At 59.1% G+C, this 22,506-nt stretch carries 16 protein-coding genes and 4 pseudogenes; 17 read left to right on the top strand and 3 right to left on the bottom strand.

Annotated elements, in window-relative coordinates:
• Nucleotides 1-4: 4 nt before the first annotated feature.
• From PY649_RS26980 to PY649_RS26920, 14 genes are all read left to right on the top strand, one after another.
• The gene (locus tag PY649_RS26980; RefSeq protein WP_285871938.1) at nucleotides 5-1,303 is read left to right on the top strand and encodes an ABC transporter substrate-binding protein; all 1,299 of its coding nucleotides are present in this window, start codon (nucleotides 5-7) and stop codon (nucleotides 1,301-1,303) included.
• 93 nt (nucleotides 1,304-1,396) lie between these two features.
• Nucleotides 1,397-2,830, top strand: coding sequence for an FAD-dependent oxidoreductase (locus PY649_RS26975; RefSeq protein ID WP_285871937.1), 1,434 nt, complete (start codon nucleotides 1,397-1,399; stop codon nucleotides 2,828-2,830).
• Nucleotides 2,831-2,920: 90 nt separating this feature from the next.
• Nucleotides 2,921-3,982, top strand: a complete 1,062-nt coding sequence (locus tag PY649_RS26970) for an ABC transporter ATP-binding protein (protein WP_285871936.1) — start codon at nucleotides 2,921-2,923, stop codon at nucleotides 3,980-3,982.
• 102 nt (nucleotides 3,983-4,084) lie between these two features.
• Nucleotides 4,085-4,813, top strand: coding sequence for an SDR family oxidoreductase (locus PY649_RS26965; protein ID WP_285871935.1), 729 nt, complete (start codon nucleotides 4,085-4,087; stop codon nucleotides 4,811-4,813).
• Between the two features lie 2 nt (nucleotides 4,814-4,815).
• Nucleotides 4,816-6,438 (top strand): FGGY-family carbohydrate kinase, encoded by a 1,623-nt coding sequence (locus PY649_RS26960; RefSeq protein ID WP_285871934.1) that lies wholly within the window; start codon nucleotides 4,816-4,818, stop codon nucleotides 6,436-6,438.
• Nucleotides 6,439-6,753: 315 nt separating this feature from the next.
• Nucleotides 6,754-7,697, top strand: a protein-coding gene (locus PY649_RS26955) for an IS630 family transposase (protein ID WP_285871933.1) whose coding sequence is annotated in 2 segments (ribosomal slippage) — nucleotides 6,754-7,090 and nucleotides 7,090-7,697 — 945 coding nt in all. Because the reading frame shifts where the segments join, the coding sequence is not laid out codon by codon here.
• A gap of 204 nt (nucleotides 7,698-7,901) precedes the next feature.
• Nucleotides 7,902-9,110 (top strand): NO-inducible flavohemoprotein, encoded by a 1,209-nt coding sequence (gene hmpA, locus PY649_RS26950; protein WP_285871932.1) that lies wholly within the window; start codon nucleotides 7,902-7,904, stop codon nucleotides 9,108-9,110.
• A 356-nt stretch (nucleotides 9,111-9,466) separates the two neighbouring features.
• Entirely contained in the window at nucleotides 9,467-10,999 is a 1,533-nt protein-coding gene (locus PY649_RS26945) for an FAD-dependent oxidoreductase (RefSeq protein ID WP_285871931.1), read from the top strand.
• A 387-nt stretch (nucleotides 11,000-11,386) separates the two neighbouring features.
• Nucleotides 11,387-12,808, top strand: a complete 1,422-nt coding sequence (locus tag PY649_RS26940) for a peptidoglycan-binding protein (RefSeq protein ID WP_285871930.1) — start codon at nucleotides 11,387-11,389, stop codon at nucleotides 12,806-12,808.
• A 201-nt stretch (nucleotides 12,809-13,009) separates the two neighbouring features.
• Complete coding sequence (locus PY649_RS26935) at nucleotides 13,010-13,975, top strand: hypothetical protein (RefSeq protein WP_285871929.1); 966 nt, start codon at nucleotides 13,010-13,012, stop codon at nucleotides 13,973-13,975.
• 80 nt (nucleotides 13,976-14,055) lie between these two features.
• Nucleotides 14,056-15,423 (top strand): T6SS phospholipase effector Tle1-like catalytic domain-containing protein, encoded by a 1,368-nt coding sequence (locus PY649_RS26930; RefSeq protein ID WP_285871928.1) that lies wholly within the window; start codon nucleotides 14,056-14,058, stop codon nucleotides 15,421-15,423.
• 136 nt (nucleotides 15,424-15,559) lie between these two features.
• On the top strand, nucleotides 15,560-17,467 hold the full coding sequence (locus PY649_RS26925; protein WP_285871927.1) for a LodA/GoxA family CTQ-dependent oxidase: 1,908 nt from the start codon (nucleotides 15,560-15,562) through the stop codon (nucleotides 17,465-17,467).
• A gap of 21 nt (nucleotides 17,468-17,488) precedes the next feature.
• Nucleotides 17,489-17,818, top strand: coding sequence for an FAD-dependent monooxygenase (locus PY649_RS35205; RefSeq protein WP_432761417.1), 330 nt, complete (start codon nucleotides 17,489-17,491; stop codon nucleotides 17,816-17,818).
• The gene (locus PY649_RS26920; RefSeq protein ID WP_285871926.1) at nucleotides 17,730-18,635 is read left to right on the top strand and encodes a tryptophan 7-halogenase; all 906 of its coding nucleotides are present in this window, start codon (nucleotides 17,730-17,732) and stop codon (nucleotides 18,633-18,635) included. The genes PY649_RS35205 and PY649_RS26920 overlap by 89 nt, the downstream gene beginning before the upstream one ends.
• 36 nt (nucleotides 18,636-18,671) lie before the next feature.
• Here PY649_RS26920 and PY649_RS26915 read toward each other — a convergent pair.
• Nucleotides 18,672-19,955: pseudogene (locus PY649_RS26915) on the bottom strand (cystathionine gamma-synthase family protein).
• A gap of 334 nt (nucleotides 19,956-20,289) precedes the next feature.
• Between PY649_RS26915 and PY649_RS26910 the strand changes: the two are divergent.
• Together PY649_RS26910 and PY649_RS26905 are read left to right on the top strand one after the other, a co-directional pair.
• Nucleotides 20,290-20,505: a hypothetical protein gene (locus tag PY649_RS26910; RefSeq protein WP_285871925.1), complete on the top strand. Its 216-nt coding sequence runs from the start codon at nucleotides 20,290-20,292 to the stop codon at nucleotides 20,503-20,505.
• Nucleotides 20,506-20,809: 304 nt separating this feature from the next.
• Nucleotides 20,810-21,745 (top strand): diguanylate cyclase domain-containing protein, encoded by a 936-nt coding sequence (locus PY649_RS26905; protein ID WP_285871924.1) that lies wholly within the window; start codon nucleotides 20,810-20,812, stop codon nucleotides 21,743-21,745.
• A 106-nt stretch (nucleotides 21,746-21,851) separates the two neighbouring features.
• On the opposite strand, the pseudogene PY649_RS26900 reads toward PY649_RS26905, so the two are convergent.
• Nucleotides 21,852-22,040 (bottom strand): annotated as a pseudogene (locus PY649_RS26900) (IS3 family transposase); the annotation flags it as partial.
• 75 nt (nucleotides 22,041-22,115) lie between these two features.
• On the opposite strand from PY649_RS26900, the pseudogene PY649_RS35200 reads away from it, so the two are divergent.
• Nucleotides 22,116-22,300, top strand: a pseudogene (locus PY649_RS35200) (IS110 family transposase); the annotation flags it as partial.
• Nucleotides 22,301-22,305: 5 nt separating this feature from the next.
• Here PY649_RS35200 and PY649_RS26895 read toward each other — a convergent pair.
• Nucleotides 22,306-22,383, bottom strand: a pseudogene (locus tag PY649_RS26895) (integrase core domain-containing protein); the annotation flags it as partial.
• Nucleotides 22,384-22,506: the final 123 nt, after the last annotated feature.

Genomic DNA, 22,506 nt, shown 5'->3' with positions numbered 1-22,506 from the left:
AATTATGACAGACAACAAACCTACGCATATCACCAGACGCGGCTTCCTAGGGGCAGCCGCCATAGGCGGCGCAGCCATGCTCACCACCAGGCCCTCCTTTGCGGCGGGCAAGACACTTAATGTTCTCAGTCACAAGGTGCACCAGACCGTACTCGGCACGGGCGATGGCGATCTTATAAAGGATTGGCGATCCGCCAACGACGCAGACATCGTTTGGACGACGTTCGATTCCAATCCGTTGCAGGATCGCCTCTTCCGCGAGGCCAGTCTCAAGACGACGGACTTCAACGTCGGCTACATCATCGACAACCGCGCAACCAAACAGGTTGCCGCAATGTTCGAGCCGCTCGACGACTACATGAAAAAGGACGGGATCGAGGATTTCGGCGATATTGCCCCCGGCCTCGTGCAGGGCATGACCGTCGATGGCAAGCTCATCGGCATTCCGGTCCGCCATGCGACGCAGGGCCTGTTCTACAACGAGGCCCTTCTCGAAGAACAGGGTATTTCTGCGCCACCGACCACTCTGGAAGAACTGGTGGAACAGGCCCACAAGCTGACCTTCACCTCGAAAGCCGGCACGCCGGTCGCTGGCATGGTGCTGGCAAGCGATCTGGCCGTCTTCCCCGTCATGTTTGCTCGCGCTTTCGGCGGTGATTTCATCAATGCGAAGTTCGAGCTGCTGCCCAATCCCGACGCGATGGAAAAGGGTCTGACAGTTCTTCGCAAAATGTTCGAAAGCGGCGCATTGCCGCGCAGCTATGCGACCACCAAGAATGATGACCAGGTGACCTGGCTGCAACAGGGCCGCGCCGCCTTTACCGTTCTTCCTTTCGCCCGCTTCGCACAGCTCAACAACAAGGAACAGAGCAAATTCCCCGGCAAGATCAAGGCGATCGAATTCCCTGTCTCCGCCGAACTCAAGGGCAAGATCCCGATGTCCTCGATCGTCGAGGCATGGGGCATGGTCATCCCCGCGAACTCCCGTGACAAGGAACTGTCCTGGAAGTTTATCAAGGAACTGTCCAGCAAGCGCGTCACGCTCGGCATGGCGAAAAACGGCAATGGCCCGGTTCGCGTCTCGACTTATGCGGATCAATCTTTCGCAGCCAGCGATCCGGTCGCAAATGTCGCGGCCGCTGTCTTGAAAAATGCCCGCGGCGCCTTCCCGCCCTTCCCCGAAGCGGCCCGCGCACAATCGATCTTCCTCGAGGAAGTCCAGCTCGCGGTTCTCGGCCGCAAAGAGGTCAAGGATGCGGTTGCCTCGATCAGCACGCGCGTGAAGCCGCTGCTCCAAGCCTGAAATCCGACGCTCGTCCGGGCTCAGAGCCCGGACGAGCGATATCGCCATGATTGATGCGGACCTCACGGGTCCATCACGAGAAAGACCAGGACAATGCTGAATACCACCACCCGATCGATCCAGGAGCCCGCGCGGGCGACCCCCGTCATGGCCGAGTACGACGTGCTCGTCATTGGCGGCGGACCGTCCGGCCTGACTTCAGCGCTTGCCGCTGCCGAAGACGGCCTTCGAGTGGGCTTGATCGAAAGCCGCAGCTTCGTCGGGGGCAACATGACCATTGGCCTGCCGGTGCTCGGCTTCCTCGGACAGAAGGGCAACCAGATCATCGAAGGCCTGCCGCAAAAATTCATCGACCGACTGAAAGTCCGCAATGCCGCCAGCGAACACCGCCCATGCCCCCTGCACATGGGTATCACGCTCGTCGAGCCGGAAGCGGTGAAGACCGTTGGGCTCGAGATGCTGACTGAGGCAGGTGTCGAGGTGCTGTTCTATACGTTCTGCGCCGGCGTGGTCATGGATGGCGACACGATCCGGGGCGTCATCACCGAAAGCAAGAGCGGCCGCGGCGCAATCCTCGGCAAGGTCGTCATCGATTGCACCGGGGATGCAGACGTTGCCTATCGTGCCGGCGTGCCGTGCGAAAAGGGCAATGAAAACGGCGGTATGCAACCGCCGACCCTGATGTTCTGCCTGGCCGGCGTCGACACCGAAAAGCTGCGCCTCAGCATTGCCAACCAGCCACCGCAGGCGCGCACCTATCTGACCGATTTTATCCCGGCGGAATATTTCGGCCAAAACAACCAGTTCATCATCGTCGGCCTGCGCGAACAGATCGCCAAGGCCCAGGCGGAGATGGGCCTGACGATACCAAACGAACGCACCATCATCATCACCGGACTGAAAGCGGGCGAGGTCTGGATCAACATGACCCGCGTCAAGGGCGTCGACGGCACTGAGGCCGCCAGCCTCACCATGGGCGAAATCGAGGCGCGTGCGCAGATCGACGACATCGTCACCTATCTCATCAACTACGTCCCCGGTTTCGAAAAGGCCTATTTCACCAAGACGGCTCCCTTCCTCGGCATTCGAGAGACGCGCCGCATCATCGGCGAATATGTCATGACGCAGGAAGATGTCCTCGACTGCCGCCATTTCGACGACGCCATTGCCGTTGCAAGCTATCCAATCGATATCCACCGCCCCGCTGACGATGGCTGCACGCTGATCTGGTGCGGCGACTGCTATGACATTCCCTATCGTTCGCTGATCCCGACCAAGGTGAAAAACCTGATCGTCGCGGGAAGAGCAATCTCCACCACACACGAGGCGATGGGCGCTATCCGTGTGATGGCGACCTGCATGGCGATGGGCGAGGCGGCCGGGCGGGCGGCCAAGATCTCGGTGCGCGGCAATCGTGCGCCAGCCGATATCGACGTCAAGGAACTTCGCCGCCAGCTGATCGCCAAGGGCGCCTATCTGCGCACAAAAGACAGCACCGAGCGCGCGCGGGACCTGGAAGACGCCTGAGACGCGGTTGGGATCAAGAGGCAGACTGGATGCTGACGTCCTCGGCATAGCCGGCCGACAGCATCCTGTCCGGAATAAAAGCGAGGTAGCATGGCAAGTTTAAGCCTGACCGGGCTCAAGAAAAGCTTTGGCGCGGTCGACGTCATCAAAGGCGTCGACCTGGAGGTGAAGGACGGCGAATTTGTGGTCTTTGTCGGCCCTTCCGGTTGCGGCAAGTCCACCCTTCTCAGGATGATCGCCGGGCTTGAGGACATATCTGATGGCAAGCTGTTCATCGGCGGTCGGCTCTGCAACGAGTTGCAGCCCCGCGAGCGCGAGATCGCCATGGTCTTTCAATCATATGCGCTTTATCCGCATATGAGCGTTTATGAGAACATGGGTTTCGGCCTTTCGCTCAACAAGACACCGAAAGCCGAACTCGACGTGCGGGTGCGTGAAGCGGCGCGAATCCTCAAAATGGAGCATCTGCTTGATCGCAAGCCCAGCCAGTTGTCGGGCGGCCAAAGGCAACGTGTGGCCATTGGCCGTGCGATCGTTCGCAAGCCCGGCGTCTTCCTTTTCGACGAGCCGCTTTCGAATCTCGATGCAGCGCTCCGCGTGGACATGCGCATGGAGCTTGCCAAACTGCATCGGGAACTCGGCGCAACAATGATCTACGTCACACATGACCAGATCGAGGCGATGACGCTGGCGGACAAAATCGTCGTTCTTGACGGTGGCCTGGTGCAACAGGTCGGCTCGCCGATGGAGCTTTACAAAAATCCGGTGAACAAGTTCGTAGCCGGCTTCATCGGCGCTCCGAAGATGAACTTTCTCAAGGTTGCCGTTCAATCGGTCGACGGTGATGTGGCGACCGTCGCGTCCGATGCCATCGCGCCGGTCGCGGTGCGCAGCAAGGGCTTTTCGGCAGGCAGTGCTGCATGGCTCGCAATTCGCCCGCAATATCTGAAGCCGGGAAAGGCAGCCAATGGCGAAGCCGGTGTTGGCGGCAAGATTGGACTGGTCGAACGGCTGGGAACCGAAACGATCGTGGCGGTCGAGACGAGCGGCGGCGAGCGCGTGGTCGCTTCCATCCCTGTCGACGTCGAGCTCGCATTCGGCGACCACGCCGAATTCCTTTTCGATCCCGGTGCTGCCCATCTTTTCCAATGATCGCCAAACAGGACAGGGCGGGCATTCCGCTCCGCGCTCCTGGGAGGTTGGCTCAAGCCATAACCACGCATTGCGTGACATCAATTGAAGCAAAGGAAAGACATGAAACAGGAGTTCTCTGGAAAGGTTGCAGCCGTCACCGGCGCTGCCTCGGGCATTGGTCTCGAATGCGCCCGCTCCCTGCTGCGCGAGGGCGCCAGCGTGGCTCTGATCGATCGAGCCGCCGATACGCTTGCGGCATTAAGTGAAGAGCTGGGCCCGAGCGCCTTCCCTCTGACGATCGATCTGACCGATCCCGCCAGCGTATCGACGATGATGCCGCAAATCCTGGCGCAGTTTGGAAAGCTGGACATTTTCCATGCCAACGCCGGTGCCTATATTGGCGGTGAGGTCGTCGATGGCGATCCGGACGCATGGGATCGCATGCTCAATCTCAATATCAACGCCGCGTTCCGATCCGTGCAGGCTGTCCTGCCGCATATGGTGGAACGGAAAACCGGCGACATCATCATGACGAGCTCGATCGCGGGACTGGTACCGGTCGTATGGGAACCGATCTATACCGCATCCAAACACGCTGTCCAAGCCTTCGTGCATACCGTCAGGCGTCAAGTCGCCAAGCACGGTATCCGCGTGGGGGCCGTCGCGCCGGGACCCGTCATCACGGCCTTGATCAGCGATTGGCCTCAGGCGAAGCTCGATGACGCGATCGCAGCCGGCGGCTTGATGGAGGCGACGGAGGTGGCCGAGGCCGTTATGTTCATGCTATCGCGGCCACGCAATGTCACCATCCGCGACCTTGTGATCTTGCCCCTCAGTACGGATCTCTGACCATGAGCGCGTTTTTCATCGGCGTCGATGTTGGAACGGGAAGTGCCCGCGCAGGCGTGTTCGACAAGGGCGGCCACCTCCTGGCATCGGCGAAGCGCCAGATTGCCATCTGGCATGAGCCGGGCAATATCGTCGAACAATCCAGCGAGCAGATCTGGCAAGCGGTTTGCGAGAGCGTCCGCGAAGCCGTCGCGAAGGCCAGCATCTCAGTATCGGATATTGCCGGGCTCGGCTTCGATGCAACATGCTCGCTCGTTGTGGTTTCGCCTGAGGGCGCACCTGTCGCCGTCGGCCCCTCGGGCGACCCGGCGCGCAACATCATCGTCTGGATGGACCATCGCGCCATCGGCGAAGCCGCCGAAATCAATCGGGGCACGCATGATGTGCTTCGCTTTGTCGGCGGGACCATCTCGCCGGAAATGGAAAGCCCGAAACTGCTCTGGCTGAAGCGCAATCTGCGCCAGTCCTTTGCCGATGCGGGACATTTCTTCGATCTTGCAGACTATCTCGGCTGGCGAGCGACGGCATCGCTTGCCCGCTCCATCTGCACCGTCACCTGCAAATGGACCTATCTGGCGCACGTAAGACGTTGGGATGCCTCCTATTTCAGCGCGATCGGTCTTGAAGAACTCGCGGACGAAGGCTTCGTCCGGATTGGAAACGATATCGTCGAGCCGGGTACCCCCTTAGCCAACGGCTTGACGGAAAAGGCGGCCGGAGAGCTCGGGCTCGTCGCCGGCACGCCCGTCGGTGCGGGCCTGATCGATGCCCATGCCGGCGGCATAGGCACGCTCGGCTGTTCTGACGAGAAAGGGCAAAGCGACGTCCAAACGAGGCTAGCCTATATCTTCGGTACGTCGGCATGCTCGATGGCGTCGAGCGCCCGACCGATCTTCGTGAAGGGGGTGTGGGGGCCATATTATTCATCGATGGTCCCGGATCTATGGCTGACGGAAGGCGGCCAGTCGGCGGCAGGAGCGGCGATTGACCATCTTGTGACGATGCATCCAGCCTCAGCTGCCGCACGCGACGCCGCGGATGCCGAGGGTCTGCCCCTTGTCGCCTGGCTCGATCGTCAGGCAACGAGATTGTCCCCGAGTCTCGGACAGGCGGTGGAGCTCGCCGGTTCCGTTAATGTGGTGCCCGAATTCCTGGGCAACCGGTCGCCTCATGCCGATCCGAATGCGCGAGCGGTCATCGCCGGACTAGGCCTGGAAACGGATATTCCCAGCCTGATTTCACTTTACATCGCCGGATTGTGTGGCATCGGCTACGGTCTCAGGCAGCTTCTGGAAACGCTCTCGCGAGACGGCATAGCGGTCGATACGATCGTTGCAAGCGGTGGTGCCGCGCAAAGCAATTTGGTCCGCCAGTTGCTGGCGGACACAACAAACCTTCCTGTGGCCATTGCCGATACCGAGGAGCCGGTCCTACTGGGTGCTGCCATGCTCGGCGCAACGGCGGCGGGACAGTATGAGACGCTGCTGGAAGCCATGACATCGATGTCGCGTCTCTCCACCATATACCGCCCGCACGGAGATAAGATTCGCGATCTTCACAAAAAGAGGTATCTGGTTTTTCAGCATCTGCAGGACGCGGCAAGGCAGATTTCATCCAATACTTGATGGCGAGCGCGTCGCGATGTGATTGTTCAGGCTCAGCCTGGTGATCGTGGATGTGATCGTACAAGCCGGATCAAACCCATTATCTGCTGCTGGGCGTCTGCAGCCCTCTCCGTTTGCCATGACTAAGCCGCCGGCCTCTCACTACCGGCGGCAAACAAGCGGCGACAGGATCCAGCCGGTCTCGAGGCCGGGACAATTCCCGCCCGCTAAACTGGCGTTTCCGACGGCTAGAGCAGGTCCTGCGATCGATGAATCGATTGTGAGGTGACGTAGCGAGCCGTATCTGATTCAACATCCACAGCGAAAAGGTGGATGATGGCACAGGCACTGAGCGATGATCTTCGGTTACGCGTATTGAAGGCGTCTGCGTCGGGCATGTCGGCGCGGCAGGCCGCAGCTCGGTTCGGAGTTGGGATTTCGACGGCAATACGGTGGATCGCAAGAGCGAAAGACGGTGAACCGACGTCGCGGCCGCAAGGTTGGAGACGACCGTCTGCGCTGGATGCGCACGAGGCATTCGTTGTTGAGCTGATCGAAGAGCGCAAAGATATTACGCTCGATGAAATGGTCGGGCGCTTGTCCATTGAACGGCAATTGAGGATTAGCCGGAGCGCGCTCGGTGCCTGGCTGCGAGGCCGCGGATGGACGTTTAAAAAAAGTCCGCACATGCACTGGAGCAAGACCGGCCGGATGTCCTGAAGCGCCGGCGCGTCTGGTTCGATGGTCAGCTCGACCTCGATCCGGACAAACTCATCTTCATAGACGAAACCGGCCTTTCGACGAAGATGGCACGTCTGCGCGGACGTGCACTTCGAGGCGACCGTTGCCGAGCCGGTGTGCCGCATGGCCATTGGAAAACAACGACCTTTACCGGAGCGTTGCGCCTCACCGGAATGACCGCACCGTTTGTCTACGATGGCGCCATGAACGGTAACGTCTTTCTGGCCTACGTCGAGCAGGTGTTGTTGCCGACCCTTCAGGCCGGTGACGTTGTGGTGATGGACAACCTACCGGCCCACAAAACATCCGGTGTGCGCGATGCCATCGAGCGTGTCGGTGCCAAGCTCATGTTCCCCCCGCCCTATAGCCCCAACTTCAATCCCATCGAAAACGCATTCTCGAAACTGAAGGCCATGTTGCGCGGCAGGGCCGAGAGGAAGATCGATGCCTTGTGGGACGCAGTCGGTGCTTTGATACCCCGCTTCACTCCTCCAGAATGCGCCAACTACTTCAGGGCTGCCGGATATGACCCGGATTGAACAGGATCTGCTCTAACACCGGCCAGATCGCGACTATCAGCCCCCTACGCGAGCCCCCAAGTCGTCCCGTATGCCACCCCGTTTTCACTGCACCCGCCTGTGACAGAACCGCACAGAACAGCCTAGCAACTAAAAGATATATTGTAGATGAATGTTTAAGGCCATAAATCGATCCCGCTATCATCGAAATCATGGAGATCCGAAATGGCCAAAGAATTGAGCGCGGCAACCAAGGCAATCGTGCAGGCCACCGTACCTGCCCTTGCGGCCCGTGGCACGGATATCACCGCCGCCATGTATGTCCTGCTTTTCAAGGACGAGGAGGTTCGCAACCTCTTCAACCAGTCCAACCAGGGCGAAGGCGGCCGGCAGACGAAGGCCTTGGCACAGGCGATCCTCGCCTATGCGCAAAATATCGACAACCTCGGCGTGCTCGGGCCGGCGGTTGAGCGCATAGCGCAAAAGCACGTGGGCCTTCAGATCCAGGAGCACCATTATCCGCATGTCGCCAATGCGCTGCTCGCCGCCATCAAACAGGTTCTGGGCGAGGCTGCGACCGACGAAGTGCTCGCCGCCTGGGGCGAGGCCTACTGGTTCCTGGCGGATATCCTCATCGGCAGGGAAAAGCAGGTCTACGACGAGCTGGGCTCTGCTGAGGGCGGGTGGTCCGGCTGGCGCCGCTTCCGCGTCGCAGAGAAGCGTCTTGAGAGCGACATCATCACCTCCTTCGTCCTAAAGCCGGAAGATAACGGTCCGGTCATCCGCCATCGCCCAGGTCAGTATCTGACATTCCGGATCGAGGTACCAGGAAAGGGTGAGTACCGCCGCAACTACAGTATTTCCTCCGCGCCGAACGGTGAGACATACAGAATTTCCGTCAAGCGCGAGCCCTCGGGCCTGATTTCGAACTACCTGCATGACCAAGTGGCCGTCGGTGATGTGCTTGAGGTGGCGCCGCCGGCGGGCGATTTCTTCCTCAAGGAGGATACGTCGCGACCGGTGGTCTTGCTGAGCGGCGGAGTCGGCCTGACACCAATGGTAAGCATGCTCGAAGACATAGCGGCAAAAGAGAGCGCTGCGAATGTTTACTACGTTCACGGTGCGGAGGACGGCAAGGTCCATGCGATGGGTGATCATGTCCGCAAGCTGACCTTCGGCCGCGACGGCATGAGGTCCACGATCTTCTATCGCACGCCGCGTTCCGACGATCGGAAGGGCGTTCACTACGACCAGGAAGGCTTTGTGACCCTCGACTGGCTTGCTGAGAACACGCCGCTCAGAGATGCCGACATCTATCTCTGCGGACCAAAGCCGTTTCTCGCGGTGTTCGTGAATGGACTTGCCAGGGCGGGTGTTCCCAAGGACAGGATCCACTACGAGTTCTTCGGCCCAGCCGACGAACTGGCAGCTTAAGGTGAGTGTCAGGCGGCAGGAGTTCGCTCCGCCGCCTGATGCTATTATGCCGACAGCTTCTGAGCATCGACATCGCGGGTCCTCCAGAGGGGTTTACTCGTCAAAGTGACCGTGCACATTGACCGCATCCACATGCTCTGGCGACATCCCCTGCCCTCCTCAGACCAGAAATCGACGCCGTTTATCTGTCTTCTGAAAGCAACTCGCATCTGACTTCATCAGGTAAATTCCACTCCGCCGCGCACTGAATTCATTTGCCTAAGAGCCGAAATAGCGGAAAACTCAAGAAAAGCTGCCTGGCGGGTAACCGTACATCGCAAGGGGCGATCCCGGCAGCGTGTCCTTCGGAGGAGAAAATGGCCGGTAGCAATTCAAACTCGAACGGACCAGATCTGGCCCTCGGCATTGCGCTCACCGATCTTCCCGATGGCGGCAAGCTGGTCGGTCATCGCGACGGCGAGCCCGTGCTCCTGGTGCGTCGCGGAGCAGAGATATTCGCGGTCGGCGCCAAGTGTTCGCACTATGGCGGGCCGCTGATCGACGGCCTCGTCGCCGACGACACCGTCCGCTGTCCCTGGCATCACGCCTGCTTCGACCTGCGCACCGGAGAGGCCCTGCGCGCGCCGGCGCTATCACCGCTCGCTTGCTGGTCGGTCGAGCAGCGCGATGGAAAGATTTTTGTCGGCGAGAAGCGCAAAAAGCCCTCGCCGGCCGCGCGCGAAAGCAATGCCGGGCCATCTCCTGAAAGGATCGTTCTCATCGGCGGTGGCGCGGCCGGTTTTGCCGCGGCAGAAAGATTGCGGCGTGAACAATATCAGGGCGCCATCGTCATGATCAGCGACGACGACGCGCCGCCCGTCGACCGCCCCAACCTTTCGAAGGACTATCTCGCGGGCAAGGCTCCCGAAGACTGGATCCCGCTGCGCAGCGAAGCCTTTTATGCCAAGAACAACATCGAACTGCGTCTCGGAACCAAGGTCGCCGGCATCGATGTCCGTGCCCGTGAGGTCGTGCTCGCCGGTGGGGAACAGGTCGCCTTCGACAAATTGCTGCTCGCGACCGGCGCCGAACCGCTGCGTTTGACTATACCCGGCGCTGATCAGCCTCATGTCCACACACTGCGCTCGCTTGCCGACAGCCGCAGGATTATCGCGCAAATTGGCGCAGCGCGGTGCGCTGTCGTGCTCGGCGCCAGCTTCATCGGCCTCGAGGTTGCCGCGTCCCTTCGGACCCGCGGTGTCGAAGTGCATGTAGTGGCACCTGAGGAACGACCGATGGAGCGAGTGCTTGGCCCCAAAATGGGCGACTTCATCCGCAGGCTGCACGAGGAAAATGGCGTCGTCTTCCATCTTGGCGAAACCGCGACGAGCATCGGCTCGGACCAGGTCGTACTGAAAAGCGGCAGCACGCTGGCCGCCGACTTGATTGTTGCCGGCATCGGCGTGCGGCCACGGGTCGATCTCGCAGAGGCAGCCGGTCTCACCACCGATCGGGGCGTCCTGGTCGATGCCTATCTCGAGACCAGCGTGCCAGGGATATATGCGGCCGGCGATATCGCCCGGTGGCCCGACCCCCGCAGCGGCGCGAACATCAGGGTGGAGCACTGGGTGGTGGCGCAAAGGCAAGGTGCGACCGCGGCGCTCAACATGCTCGGACGCCGGGTAAAGTTCACGGATGTGCCATTCTTCTGGAGCCAGCATTACGACATTCCGATCAACTATGTCGGCCATGCCGAGGGATGGGATGCAATCGACCTCGAGGGGGACATTGCCGCGAAGGACTGTCTCCTGCGCTTCAAGCGTGGCGGCCAGGTTCTGGCGGTCGTCACGATCTTCCGCGATACCGAAAGCCTCGAGGCAGAACTGGCGATGGAAAGGGGCACGGCCTGAAGGGTCATCGGATCGTGCCGCGCGACCGACGTCTGCTTGACCTCGGCTGCTCCGAGGCGACCGCAAAGGCTCAGCTGGCCAATGCGGAATGTCCGCCAGGACATCACGAACCCGCTTAAATTGATGGCCCCGATCCGCCGGATTTATGTGTCGAACAATCCGGTGGCCGGACTTAGACCGGGAGGAACCTAACCGAATTCTGCTGCGGGTCTGATAAACCAGAGATAACTGCAAAGACAATACATTCGCGTTAGCTAATAAATTTGTGATTGCATTTCCTTATCAAGTGCCGCATTAATATTTCCAGGGGGCGCCTCTCTACTGTCACGATGTACAAACCTGCAAGTAATTTGCGGTTGCGTACTCCTTTGTGCTTATGGAGGGGTTATGGGTGGGGATGAAATTCTAAAGAATGCCGCCGATCATCTTGGAGAAAAATATGTATTGGGAGCGCATGCTCCCCTGGCGAATGCTTCTTGGCATGGCCCTTGGGATTGTGCTGAATATTGCTCATGGCTAGCCTACCAAACCTATGGGATCATCTTCGGCTGCGGCTCGAACGACTTGGAACACGCAGATCCTTACTCTGGTTATTGGGCCAATGAAGCTCAATCGAGCAGTCGGCAAGTTCCCGTATCGGTCGCAACGGGTACTCCCGGCGCTTTTTTGATCAGGAAGCCTGTGAACTCGCCGATCAAGCGCATCGGCCACGTGGCGATAGCAATCGGTGACGGCCGCGTCTACGAGGCGGCAGGTGCACAATATGGGGTTCGCATCGGCCCCATAGCAGGGCGACGCTGGGATTTGGGTGTTCTTCTCCCCGGCGTGGACTATTCGCAGAGCCTAGCTAATAACAGCGATGCTGAGAACGGCGCTGCGACAGTATTGATCCTAAGGCAGCAACAGGAGCCGATCTTCGACGACCATGTCGTGGAACTACAGATTGCCTTGAAAGATAAAGGGTGCGATCCAGGAAAAGTGGACGGCCTTTTCGGTCCCGCGACTGAGGCAGCCGTGTATTCCTTCCAAGCCGCAACGGGCCTCGTTGCCGATGGCGAAGTCGGTCCTCAAACCGGCGCGGCATTGGGCCTCCCGTACTGGCCTGACGAGACACAATCACTCGACGGCAACCCAAACGGCGGTTCGGCCAGCGATAACCACACAAGTACGCCCATGGCTCTTCAGACAGACGACTTTGGCGCGATAGTGATGGACTCGACAAGCTACGGCAATATCAAGAACGAGTATCAGCGCCTCTTCGCGACCTGCGTCGTTCAAGACAAAAGGGAAGAAATTAGCGAACTGGCGCGGCGCATTGCGAACAACCGCCCACGGTACGAATCATTCATCACAACGTTGAAGGGCAAACCTGGCGAAAACATGCCTTGGTTCTTTGTCGCCCTGCTTCATGCAATGGAGGCATCGGGGGACGTTGGCGTTTTCAAGACGCATCTTCACAACGGCGACCCTCTGACTGCGCCCACCTTCCACGTACCCAAAGGACGCCCGGCACCGGACCGCTCGAACTTCAGCTGGGAAGAAAGCGCTCGGGACGCTCTTGCCTACGAGGGCTACACCGATCAATCGGATTGGAGCTTGAGCCGAATCCTATACCTGTTCGAAAAATTCAATGGCATGGGCCCACGGCGCAAGAAACATGCGACCGCTTATCTCTGGAGCTATTCCAATTACTACAAGAAAGGAAAGTACATCGGCGACGGCGTCTGGAGCAACGATGCCGTTTCGAAGCAACCCGGCGCTGCGGTCATCTTGAAGCAGCTCACAAACGATGGGGTGGTGACCCTCTAGCAAAGGGCAGAACGAACGAGCGAGCTGCAAATGCGCCATGGCAATTGTCCAAATCGATATTTCCGGAAGGAATTCTGCATTCTCCTTGGGCTCGGGCTCTTTTGGCCCAGGCTGGCGGCCGGTGCGGATAGCACGGCGACAGGTCCGCCAGTTTGGCCGCTTGTGGGCGCTTTGGTCGTTTGCAGCGGAGGTATCGCGCTTGTGCATTATAACTTGCGGCGGCGAAACGGCCACGCGGTACAGGAACTTAAAGACGGCGAGAGGAGGATCAATGATGCATCCTACCAGATTGGAGCTATCACCTGCCTCTTCGGTCTTTTCGGGGTAGCGGTGGCTTTTCTCGCGGCTTACAACCTACCGGCCTCATCAAACACCACCTTTATCCAGTTTTTCGGCCTCTATTTGCTCGTGGCTGCCGCCGCCGCGGCAGCGGGAAGCGTCGCGGGCTTCATCTTCGGCATTCCCAGAACGCTCGACCCCGCTGCAAGGGCGGCGGTCGCGGGTGCGGCCGCAGACGGCAGCGTAGCCGACAAGACGAATGCCATGTTGGCTGCCAACACCAATCTGGAGCGCATATCGGATTGGCTTACCACGCTCCTGATTGGCGCGACCCTCGTACAGATTGGGACGATTATTCGGTCTGTAAAGGGATTCGCGGAATATCTTTGGACCGACAAAGGCCAAATCTATGGGCCGGTGATCCTGCTGCTTGTCTATTTCTTCGCGCTGGCATTTCTGGGCATATACCTGATTACCCGGCTCTACCTCACCGCCGCCTTAACGCAAACGCTTGGCATGCTCGCCGGCGGCAGTGGCTTGACCAGTGCCCAATCGCTTAGCGCCATACTGGCAAACTCGGTGCAGGTGAAGGATCCGAAGGAGCTCCAGTTCCTCGTCTCGGCGATTGATCGCTGGCAACTGACGGAAAGTGACCGAGAGGACCCTGGGCTGAACGCTCTCATCGCAAGGATCCTGTATAACCACTTGATGAGCGGCAGTCCGGATAATGCCAATCTTCGCACGGAGCAGCTGAGGGCCGCGCTATCGCGTGCCATACGCGAACCCGGCGCTCGCGAAAGTCTGAAGTCGTTCTTCACGGCGGAGAAAGCTGCAAGGGGCGATCAGACGCTGCCCGGCGATTTGGTCAATATGTTCTTCAAATCCTAGCGTTGGCTGCCGCCCGATGGCGGAGCGAAATCGCTAGGTCGACGTCTGCATATAAAAGTCCTGGCTGAGAGGCGATGCCGATGGCAACGAAACGCATCATCCTGCTACTTGACGGCACCTGGAACGACGAGGATGTCGGGGCGAACGACACGAATATCGTGCGCCTCCAAACAATCATTGCAGAGACCGTCGGCTCGGCCGCATCGAGCTCCCCCTCCCCGGCCGGGCGAGCCGGTTCAACCGATGCCAAATTGGTGAAGGGCTTCACCAGTGATGGGCAGGAAAACATTGTCTACTATGAGCGAGGTGTCGGCACCAGCGCGCATGACCGCCTTCGCGGTGGCGCGTTTGGCGATGGGCTCGCTCTTAAGGTCCGCCGCGCATACAAATTTCTGTCCTTTCATTTCACGCCCGGCGACAGCATTTTCATCTTTGGGTTTTCACGCGGTGCCTATACCGCCCGGTCCCTGGTTGGCTATCTCGGGGCCGCTGGTCTGTTGAAACCCGAGCACTGCACAGACAAGCTGGAGCCGATCGCCTGGGGCTATTACCGCACCGACCCGAATGACCGCCTGCCGGGGACTTGGTGTGAACTCAACCAATACACCCATGATCATGATAAATTCAGCGTTGATTGCGTCGGCGTGTTCGACACGGTGGGTGCGCTCGGTGTTCCCTTGGATCCATTCTTCCTAGCAAATCGTGATCGCTTCGCCTTTCACAATGTCGATCTGTCCTCGATCACGAAGGTCAACCTGCACGCAGTTGCGATCGATGAACACCGCAAACCCTTTGAAGCAACGGTTTGGCGGAAGCCAAGATTCAAGAATTTCAAAAGCGTCACCGAGCAGGTGTGGTTCTCCGGTGCTCATGGCGACATTGGCGGCGGCTATGTTCCAGAAGAACGACGCGCCGCCGACTATCCGCAAGCTCTCGACGACATCACGCTGGACTGGATGATCCGGCGGCTCAAACACCACTTTAAAGATTTTCCTTGCGATGCTGGCGCACCAAATTCCGTCACCAAAGACTGGTCGCTTGCTCGCCAACACGAACCGCGCAAATCCTATTACAGGATTTATCCGCAGGCGCTTCGTGCAATTTCGAACTATCCGCTCGGGTCATTGCTCCGACGACAAGTTGAGGTATCACGAGACAGACACGCCGAGCCGATCGGCGAAATGGTGCATATTTCCGCAATCGAGCGCCTCGGCCAAACCATCCAGATCGACAACGAAAAATGGATATATTCCCCCCGCAACCTTCTCGCAGTACTGCCACAGATCATCGGGACCTATGCCGCGCAGAGGGAAGGAACGAGCGTTGCGCGCGATATCTTGATCGTAGACTGGAGCGGAAATCCACTCGCTCCGCAAACATCCGAGGATTGCGAGGGCGCCTTAGGTGCTCTTCATGCTGCCAAGAAGCGGCTGAAATTTTTGATGTAGGTAACCGGGACAAAAGATCTCAGTGGCGATCAATTTAAAATGCAAACTCTGAGATGTATTTTAATCTATCATACTCGTCACCGATGCGGCTGTCTAATTCACAGGCAACATCGGTTGCAAACCGGGGGAACGACCAATGGAGAAGGTTGCTGCGGACAATGGGGCGCTGGACGAGGTCATCGTCAAGGCCGCAATTTATCCATCCATCGGCATTGCGCGTGTCGGAAATAGCTTGACCGAGTGGTATATAGGGCCTGAGGTGCCAGATCCTCTACCACTTCCCCCAGGTTCGTATCGTGACAGCACCGGCGCATTGAAGCGCCAAGCGGCATGTTTCCGCGTCTACGGTCTGAATGCCGCGGGATCGATCGTTCGGGAGTTGACCGACGCGGAAGCCGACATCGCATGGACCGTGCAACTGGCAAACACAAAGGCTGCCTGGTACGGTTTTCAACTGGCACTAGATATTCCTGAAGCGTCGGCGCCGGGCTCGACACCGACCACCTTGCGCAATCCCCTAATTGCTGATCGCAAGGCGCTGGCAATCACTCCTGCACCACGTTCCATTTCCGGAGGAAGCCAGCCCGAACAGCGGTTCGACGATGGCGCCTTCATGGGTATTCCCGTCTATCTCGGATCGGTCCTAACGGACGAGGCCGGGCGGTTGCTAGTTCTGGGCGGGCATGGCATGTCTGCGTCCTATACAGACGCCATCGCAGTGACTTTTGCCAACAACGACACATGGTATGACGACGTTGCCGATGGGCCTGTTACGGCTGGGGTGAAGTTGGCCGGGAAGGCGCTGCCGGTGGAACCAGCCTGGGTGGTGATTGCTCCTCCCAATTATGGCCCGTGCCGTAAGTCCGTTCGCACGATGTGGGATCTGATGCGCGATCTTGCGGTACAGAATCACTGGCTGACCAAGCCCAAGCGCCCGTCCTTTACCAACGATATCCTGCCGATCTTCGAGCGATTGGCCGGTCTGCAATGGGTAAACGAGGGATTCGCTGCGGGTTTCGGCTGGAAAGGCCTGTTCGATCTTACTCCAGCCACTGTCGCCCGACTGGCGGCGCCCGATCCGGTGAACGCTGAATGGCGCAAGGTTATCGCCAACCAATTCCGAACCGGCAGTCTGGAACGGAACGACACGGTCGACAGCTGGTCGCCAGTGCCCTGGCCCTGGCTCTATGGCGACGCCATGAATGTGCCGTCGGCCCTATCCCCGCGCCAGAACAGTAGCCTGACAAACCTGCAATTGTCTCAATTGCAGCAATGGGCCGCCGGTGACTTCGATGCCGATTATGACCCTGCCCGACCGATCCCGCGCCGGATCGAGGACGTGCCGGTGGCTGCACAAGGCGACAGCTTGACCAAGGCAGCACTGGATTTCTGCTTGGCCGATGCCTTCCATCCCGGTTGCGAGATGACCTGGCCCGTGCGGGAACTGACCATGTATCGCGCGCCGTTCCGCTTCGCTCATGCCCCAGTTGGATGGATAGAACCCGACTATGGGATGACGCTAACCTATGCCACGGCGTCGGCACCCAACGGTTGCTTGGGCCCGCAGATACCTGGCGGCATCAGCCGATGGATGGCCGTGCCTTGGCAGTGCGACACCGCTAGCTGCCGATCTGGCTACGAAAAGGCCTACGATCCCTACGTGCCGACCTTCTGGCCGGCGCGGGTTCCCAACCAGGTGCTGTCTCGTCAGGATTACGATATCGTCATGGATGTTGAGCGTCCCTTGGCGGAGCGGCAAGCCGCTTTCGCTCGCCGCGCCGACTGGGACGCGCCCCTGGACCTTAAGGCCTCCTATGTCACCCAGATCAACAACATGATCGCACACTTTGATCATCTGGGCGTGGTGGAAAGCCGACCGGGTCCTTCGGGTGGCGACTTCCCCACGGTCATGGAGGTGCAGGATCGCCATGAACCTATCGGTGGCGCCATGCTGCTGAAGAGGACGGCTGTCGACGACGCTGGCATTACCGATCTGTCCACCATTGACAAGGTGCGCCGCCTGCCCCGATCGCTGCATCGCTAAGCGGTCGAGACCGCCGTGACGATGGATTTGACTGCCGATGTGGTAGTGGTCGGGGCTGGGCCAGCCGGGGCGGCCACTGCCCTGCTGCTCGCCCCGTTTCACCGAACGCTTCTGGTCGAGCGAGCCGAAGCGGATGACAGGGTGCCATCCGTAGCCCGCATCGGGGAATCTCTTCCGGCCGCCGCCCGTCGGCTGCTACAGGATATGGGATTGTGGCAGGACTTCCAGAACCAAGGCCACGCCCCCCGCTACGGGACCCGCAGTGTTTGGGGCAGGCCGCAAACGATATGGACTGACAGCATCCGCGATCCTGATGGACCGGGATGGCATCTGGATCGCGCTCGTTTTTGACGCTTGGCTGCGCCGGAGCGCCAGCGAACGGGGCGCGGCTTTGGTAGCACCGGCCCGGGCAACGGAGTTGATTTCGACCGCCGATGGATGGCAACTGACGCTGCTCCGGCATAGCGGTCGTCTGACCGTCAGATGTAGGTTCCTGGTCGATGCCGGCGGCCGCACCGCGCCCTTGGCCAGAATGCTAGGACACCACCACCGAGCGGGCGATCGCCTCGCCTGTCTTTGGTGTCACGGCGTGTCATCGGGGGATCTCGGCGTCACCGTCACCATCGCCGAGCGGGACGGCTGGTGGTACACCGCACCCCTGCCGAACGGTCGAAGAGTACTGGCCTTCCACACCGATTCGGATTTGCCCGTCGCGAAGGAGTTGGCTGGAGCTGAACGCTTGCTGGCCCGCGCTCGCAGGCAAACCGATCTGGCCTCTCTTTTGTCAACAGTGGGATTCCAGCCTGTCGGCAACGCCGGATACTGCGCGGCGCATAGCAGTTGGATGGAAGCCGCCGCCGGCCCCGGCTGGCTGGCGGTGGGTGACGCTGCGTTAGCGTGCGACCCACTGTCTTCGCAAGGCCTGCTCAACGCGCTTTATTCAGGGCTCATGGCCGCTCGCGCCTTGAGAAGAGACTTGGCCGGCGACACGGATGCTTTCGCACACTACGCACAAACGATGGCTCGGGTCGTCGATGCTTACCGTGCTCACTTGGCCGCCTGGTACGCATTGGAAACGCGATGGCCAGATCAGCCCTTTTGGAGCAGGCGGAGCGTCCCTACGCGACCCGGCGTCGCCGGATCTGGGACGCAGACCCACACCGACTAGGACCTGCTGACCACAGAGACTGGCGCTGCGCTGGTGTCAGGCAGCCTGCAGCGCCAGCTCCAAGTCGGCGATCAAGTCGTCCGGATGCTCGATGCCAATCGAAAGGCGAATGGTCGATTCCAGAACGCCAATGCGTTGGCGGACATCGGCCGGAACGCCGGAATGTGTCATCGTGGCCGGATGGCTCGCGAGCGATTCCGTCCCTCCAAGGCTGACCGCAAGCTTGAAGACTTGAAGCGCATTCAGAAATTTGAAGGAGGCGGGCTGACCGCCGCGAATGTCGAAGGAGAAAGTGGAGCCGGCGCCGGTGCATTGCGCGACGAAAGTCCGGCCGGTAGGTGATTCCGGATCGTTATAGGGCAGGTAGTGGACCTTCTCGACCTTCGGGTGATTACGCAGAAAATCGGCGACGGCACGGCCGTTGTTGTTTGCCCGCTCCATCCTGATTTGCAGCGTCTCCAGCGAACGGCCGAGCATCCAGCAGGAATGCGGGTCAAGCTGAGTGCCGATCGCGCCGCGAAGGGCCTTGATCTACTTTATTAGCGATCTACGACCGAGAACGGCGCCCGCGATCAGATCGGAATGGCCGCCGACATATTTTGTCAGTGAATAGAGCGAGATATCGGCCCCGTACTCGATCGGCCGCTGGAACACTGGTCCGAGCAGTGTGTTGTCGCAGACGATGATTGGCATATGTCCCTGTTTTGCGCCGATTGCATCCGCCACCCGTCGGATCATCGCGATATCGACCAGGCTGTTGGTTGGATTGGCAGGTGTCTCGATCAAGATGACGGAGATACGGCCCTTGGCCATTGCCTCTTCCGACGCCTCCTGCACCGAGCCTTCATTCACTCCATCGGCAAACCCAACGGCGGCGACGCCGAGGTTGAGGAAGGTCTTGGCCAGCAATGTTTCCGTTCCCCCATAGAGCGGCTGCGAATGCAGGATCGCATCTCCCGGCCGGACGAAGGTAAGCAAGGTCGTGGCAATTGCCGACATGCCCGAAGAAAACACCACGCCGCTTTCGGTCCGTTCGTAGACGGCGAGCCTGTCTTCGACAATCTCGCTATTTGGATGGTTGAAGCGCGAATAGACGAGCCCTGCCCCCTTTCCCGCAGGTGGCTCGCGGCGGCCGGAAACATAATCGAAGAAGTCACGGCCGTCCTCGGCCGTCTTGAACACGAAGGTGGACGTGAGAAATACCGGCGGCTTGACTGCCCCTTCGGAGAGTTCGGGATCATAGCCGTAATTCAGCATCTGTGTTTCGGGATGCAGTTCGTGATTGCCGATGTGGGTTTTGGAAGGATGCGGAGCGGTCATGATGATCTCCTGTATCGGGGCCGTTGCCGATAGGACAAAATACATCAAAATCACATCGGCGGCTTGATTTGCAGCGAATTGGGGATGATGGAATGTAGAGCCGTTTCAGCCTGCATCCTTTTGCGGTCGATGCGGAAATCCATGCGCCCTTGTCGTCCGGAGCTGTCGGCTTAATCGGCTGCGATTTTCCGAATTGACAGATATAAACGAGCTATCCCGCGAAGAATCGAGTGCTTTCTTTCAACGTTCCTTCATTAATAACCACTATTCAATGGAAAGCTCGAATAAGCGCGTGCTAGATTGGCAGTCATAGGCCGACCCCGGGCGAGAAACGATGGCAGAACGAAAAAGCGAGTATGGCGTTCCCGAAAGGGTTGCAATCGAAACCGCTCTGAAGCCTGCGCTGCGCAAATTGATGAAACTCGCTGTCGACCAGTGGCACTTATGGCCCGCCTTTCAGTCGATCGTCGATATTCGCGTGGGCTGTATCGACAGTTCTAAAATCATCACCCGCTGGGATGATCCGCGGGTCGGTGAAATCACCCCATGATTTTCACACCGCGTCTCAAACGGAATGGACTAATTGACGTGCTCTCGGATGCTCTGTGCAATGTCTTTAACAATGTGATGACAACATCCCTGCGCTTAATATTTCCGGGATGAAGGTCATCCAGAAACAGATATTATAAAGAATATGGGTGGCATAGATGGGGAATCCGGCAGATGAAACGGTCACTGGTGCCGTTCAACTCGGTTGCGATGGGGTTCGTCCACCGGAGTCTGCGCTTTATTCCCTACTAGGTCGTCTACGCTCCGCTTTGATGAGCCCATTGCACGCTCGGACCATTTGGCAATTGCGTCAGCAAATCGAGCATCAAACCAGCCTCATCCGCCGGCTTGAGGCCGATCTCGTTCAGGCTGAGATTTTCGAGCGGGCCTCTGCTGCGGCTCGCATGGGCGTTTGGCAATGCCAACTACCCAGCGAACAATTGACCTGGAGCAATGGGAGCTATGACCTATTCGGCCTTCAGCGCGGCAGCGAAGTCGCGCGCAGCGAAGTTTTGAAGAGCTATTCGGAAGAATCGCTCGATCGCCTGCAAAGGGTCCGCAGCAATGCCATCGAGACGGGTTCCGGCTTCGCGCTGGAAGCCGAGATCCGGCCCCCTGGGGTCGGGAAGCGATGGATTAGAATATCAGCAGCGGTCGAGTGCCGAAATGGCGAGCCGATCCGTCTCTTCGGTATCAAGCAGGACATTACCGAGGAAAGGAAGCTGCTCGAAGGAATGCGGTATCGCGCTGAACACGATGCGATGACCGGCCTTGCCAATCGCACTCAGTTTCAAAACCGGCTTGCCGAAATCTGTGAACCCGGGGGACCGGGTGGCGCATTGATGCTCATCGACCTCGATGGCTTCAAGAGCGTCAACGATACTCTCGGGCACGCCATTGGGGACGAGTGTCTGGTCGAGTTTGCCCGCCGGCTCTCGGTGGTGTGCCAATCCGCCGAGCTCATTGCCCGTATTGGCGGTGACGAGTTCGCCGTGCTCTTTGGCCCAGCTACGCGCCTGCAAAAAATCGAAGGCATCGCCGAGCGTCTGAGCGCTGCGGCACAAGAACCGATGAATTGCTCCGGACACGTTTTTCGGGTCGGCGCCTCCATTGGATTTGCCTTCACGGAAGGGGAGACGCCGACTGCCTTATTCACAAGAGCTGACCGTGCGCTGTACGCCGCGAAAGCGGCTATCGGCGCCGCCACTTTTCGAGGATCTTCACGCCAGCCACCTGATTGATTCTCGGCCGTTCGCGGCCGCCATCGTGACCTGCATGAGCACGCGTGCGCTGAGGAGCAACCATCGTATCCACTCGTTCTCCGTGAACTGACCTGCCATGGAACTTTCATCCAGCGGCGACTAGAGCCCCAGCGGTTTTGAATACGCCAAGCGGCGCGGTGTGAGCAACCGTTGGAAACGCGAGGCTTTCACTGCGCAGCGTTGGAGCCGGTTGCGGCGATGGCTCCCGCACGCTGCGGGCATGATCGAGGCCAAAGAACAGGCTTTCGTTTAGCAGTTCATCGCGCATCCGACCCGTTGATGGAGAAGACGGCCCCGCTCCGGCTCGACCGGGGTATGATTGGCCCTTCTTCAGCGGGGAGTGACAACTATGATTGCCAATACGATAGGTCTTGATCTCGCCAAGTACAGCTTTCATGTTCACGTTGTGGATGCGGATAGCGCTGTTGTTAAATCTGCGGCCTTCGGCGCAGTGAGATGATCAAATTCTCTAAGGCGACCAAACCTTGCCTCGTCGGCATCGAGGCTTGCGCAACCGCAGATTATTGGGCTCGCTAGCCATAGTCTGCCGGGGTCTGATATCCCAGCGATGGGTGCGGCCGGAAATGGTTATAATCATCCGCCCATTCAGCGATGGCGCGTTACGAAAGCTGGGGGAACATTTGACCTTGCCCCGTTGAAATAATCCATTTTGAAGTAAGCTCTGGCCCATTGAGAGGACCAGGGAATGAAGCGCAACCGTTTCACGGACGAACAAATTA

The sequence above is a fragment of the Rhizobium mayense genome (assembly GCF_030272705.1).
In the GTDB taxonomy this organism is placed as follows: Bacteria; Pseudomonadota; Alphaproteobacteria; order Rhizobiales; family Rhizobiaceae; genus Rhizobium; species Rhizobium mayense.
Note: the sequence above shows the minus strand (reverse complement) of the source record. Positions and strands in the feature narration are given on the sequence as shown.

Bases quoted from the DNA above. Each gene is read 5' to 3' on its own strand.
- PY649_RS26940 (WP_285871930.1), top strand. From the start codon at position 11,387: ATGGGTGGGGATGAAATTCTAAAGAATGCCGCCGATCATCTTGGAGAA.
- hmpA (WP_285871932.1), top strand. From the start codon at position 7,902: ATGGCCAAAGAATTGAGCGCGGCAACCAAGGCAATCGTGCAGGCCACC.
- PY649_RS26975 (WP_285871937.1), top strand. From the start codon at position 1,397: ATGCTGAATACCACCACCCGATCGATCCAGGAGCCCGCGCGGGCGACC.
- PY649_RS26925 (WP_285871927.1), top strand. From the start codon at position 15,560: ATGGAGAAGGTTGCTGCGGACAATGGGGCGCTGGACGAGGTCATCGTC.
- PY649_RS26960 (WP_285871934.1), top strand. From the start codon at position 4,816: ATGAGCGCGTTTTTCATCGGCGTCGATGTTGGAACGGGAAGTGCCCGC.
- PY649_RS26970 (WP_285871936.1), top strand. From the start codon at position 2,921: ATGGCAAGTTTAAGCCTGACCGGGCTCAAGAAAAGCTTTGGCGCGGTC.
- PY649_RS26945 (WP_285871931.1), top strand. From the start codon at position 9,467: ATGGCCGGTAGCAATTCAAACTCGAACGGACCAGATCTGGCCCTCGGC.
- PY649_RS35205 (WP_432761417.1), top strand. From the start codon at position 17,489: ATGGATTTGACTGCCGATGTGGTAGTGGTCGGGGCTGGGCCAGCCGGG.
- PY649_RS26910 (WP_285871925.1), top strand. From the start codon at position 20,290: ATGGCAGAACGAAAAAGCGAGTATGGCGTTCCCGAAAGGGTTGCAATC.
- PY649_RS26965 (WP_285871935.1), top strand. From the start codon at position 4,085: ATGAAACAGGAGTTCTCTGGAAAGGTTGCAGCCGTCACCGGCGCTGCC.
- PY649_RS26930 (WP_285871928.1), top strand. From the start codon at position 14,056: ATGGCAACGAAACGCATCATCCTGCTACTTGACGGCACCTGGAACGAC.
- PY649_RS26980 (WP_285871938.1), top strand. From the start codon at position 5: ATGACAGACAACAAACCTACGCATATCACCAGACGCGGCTTCCTAGGG.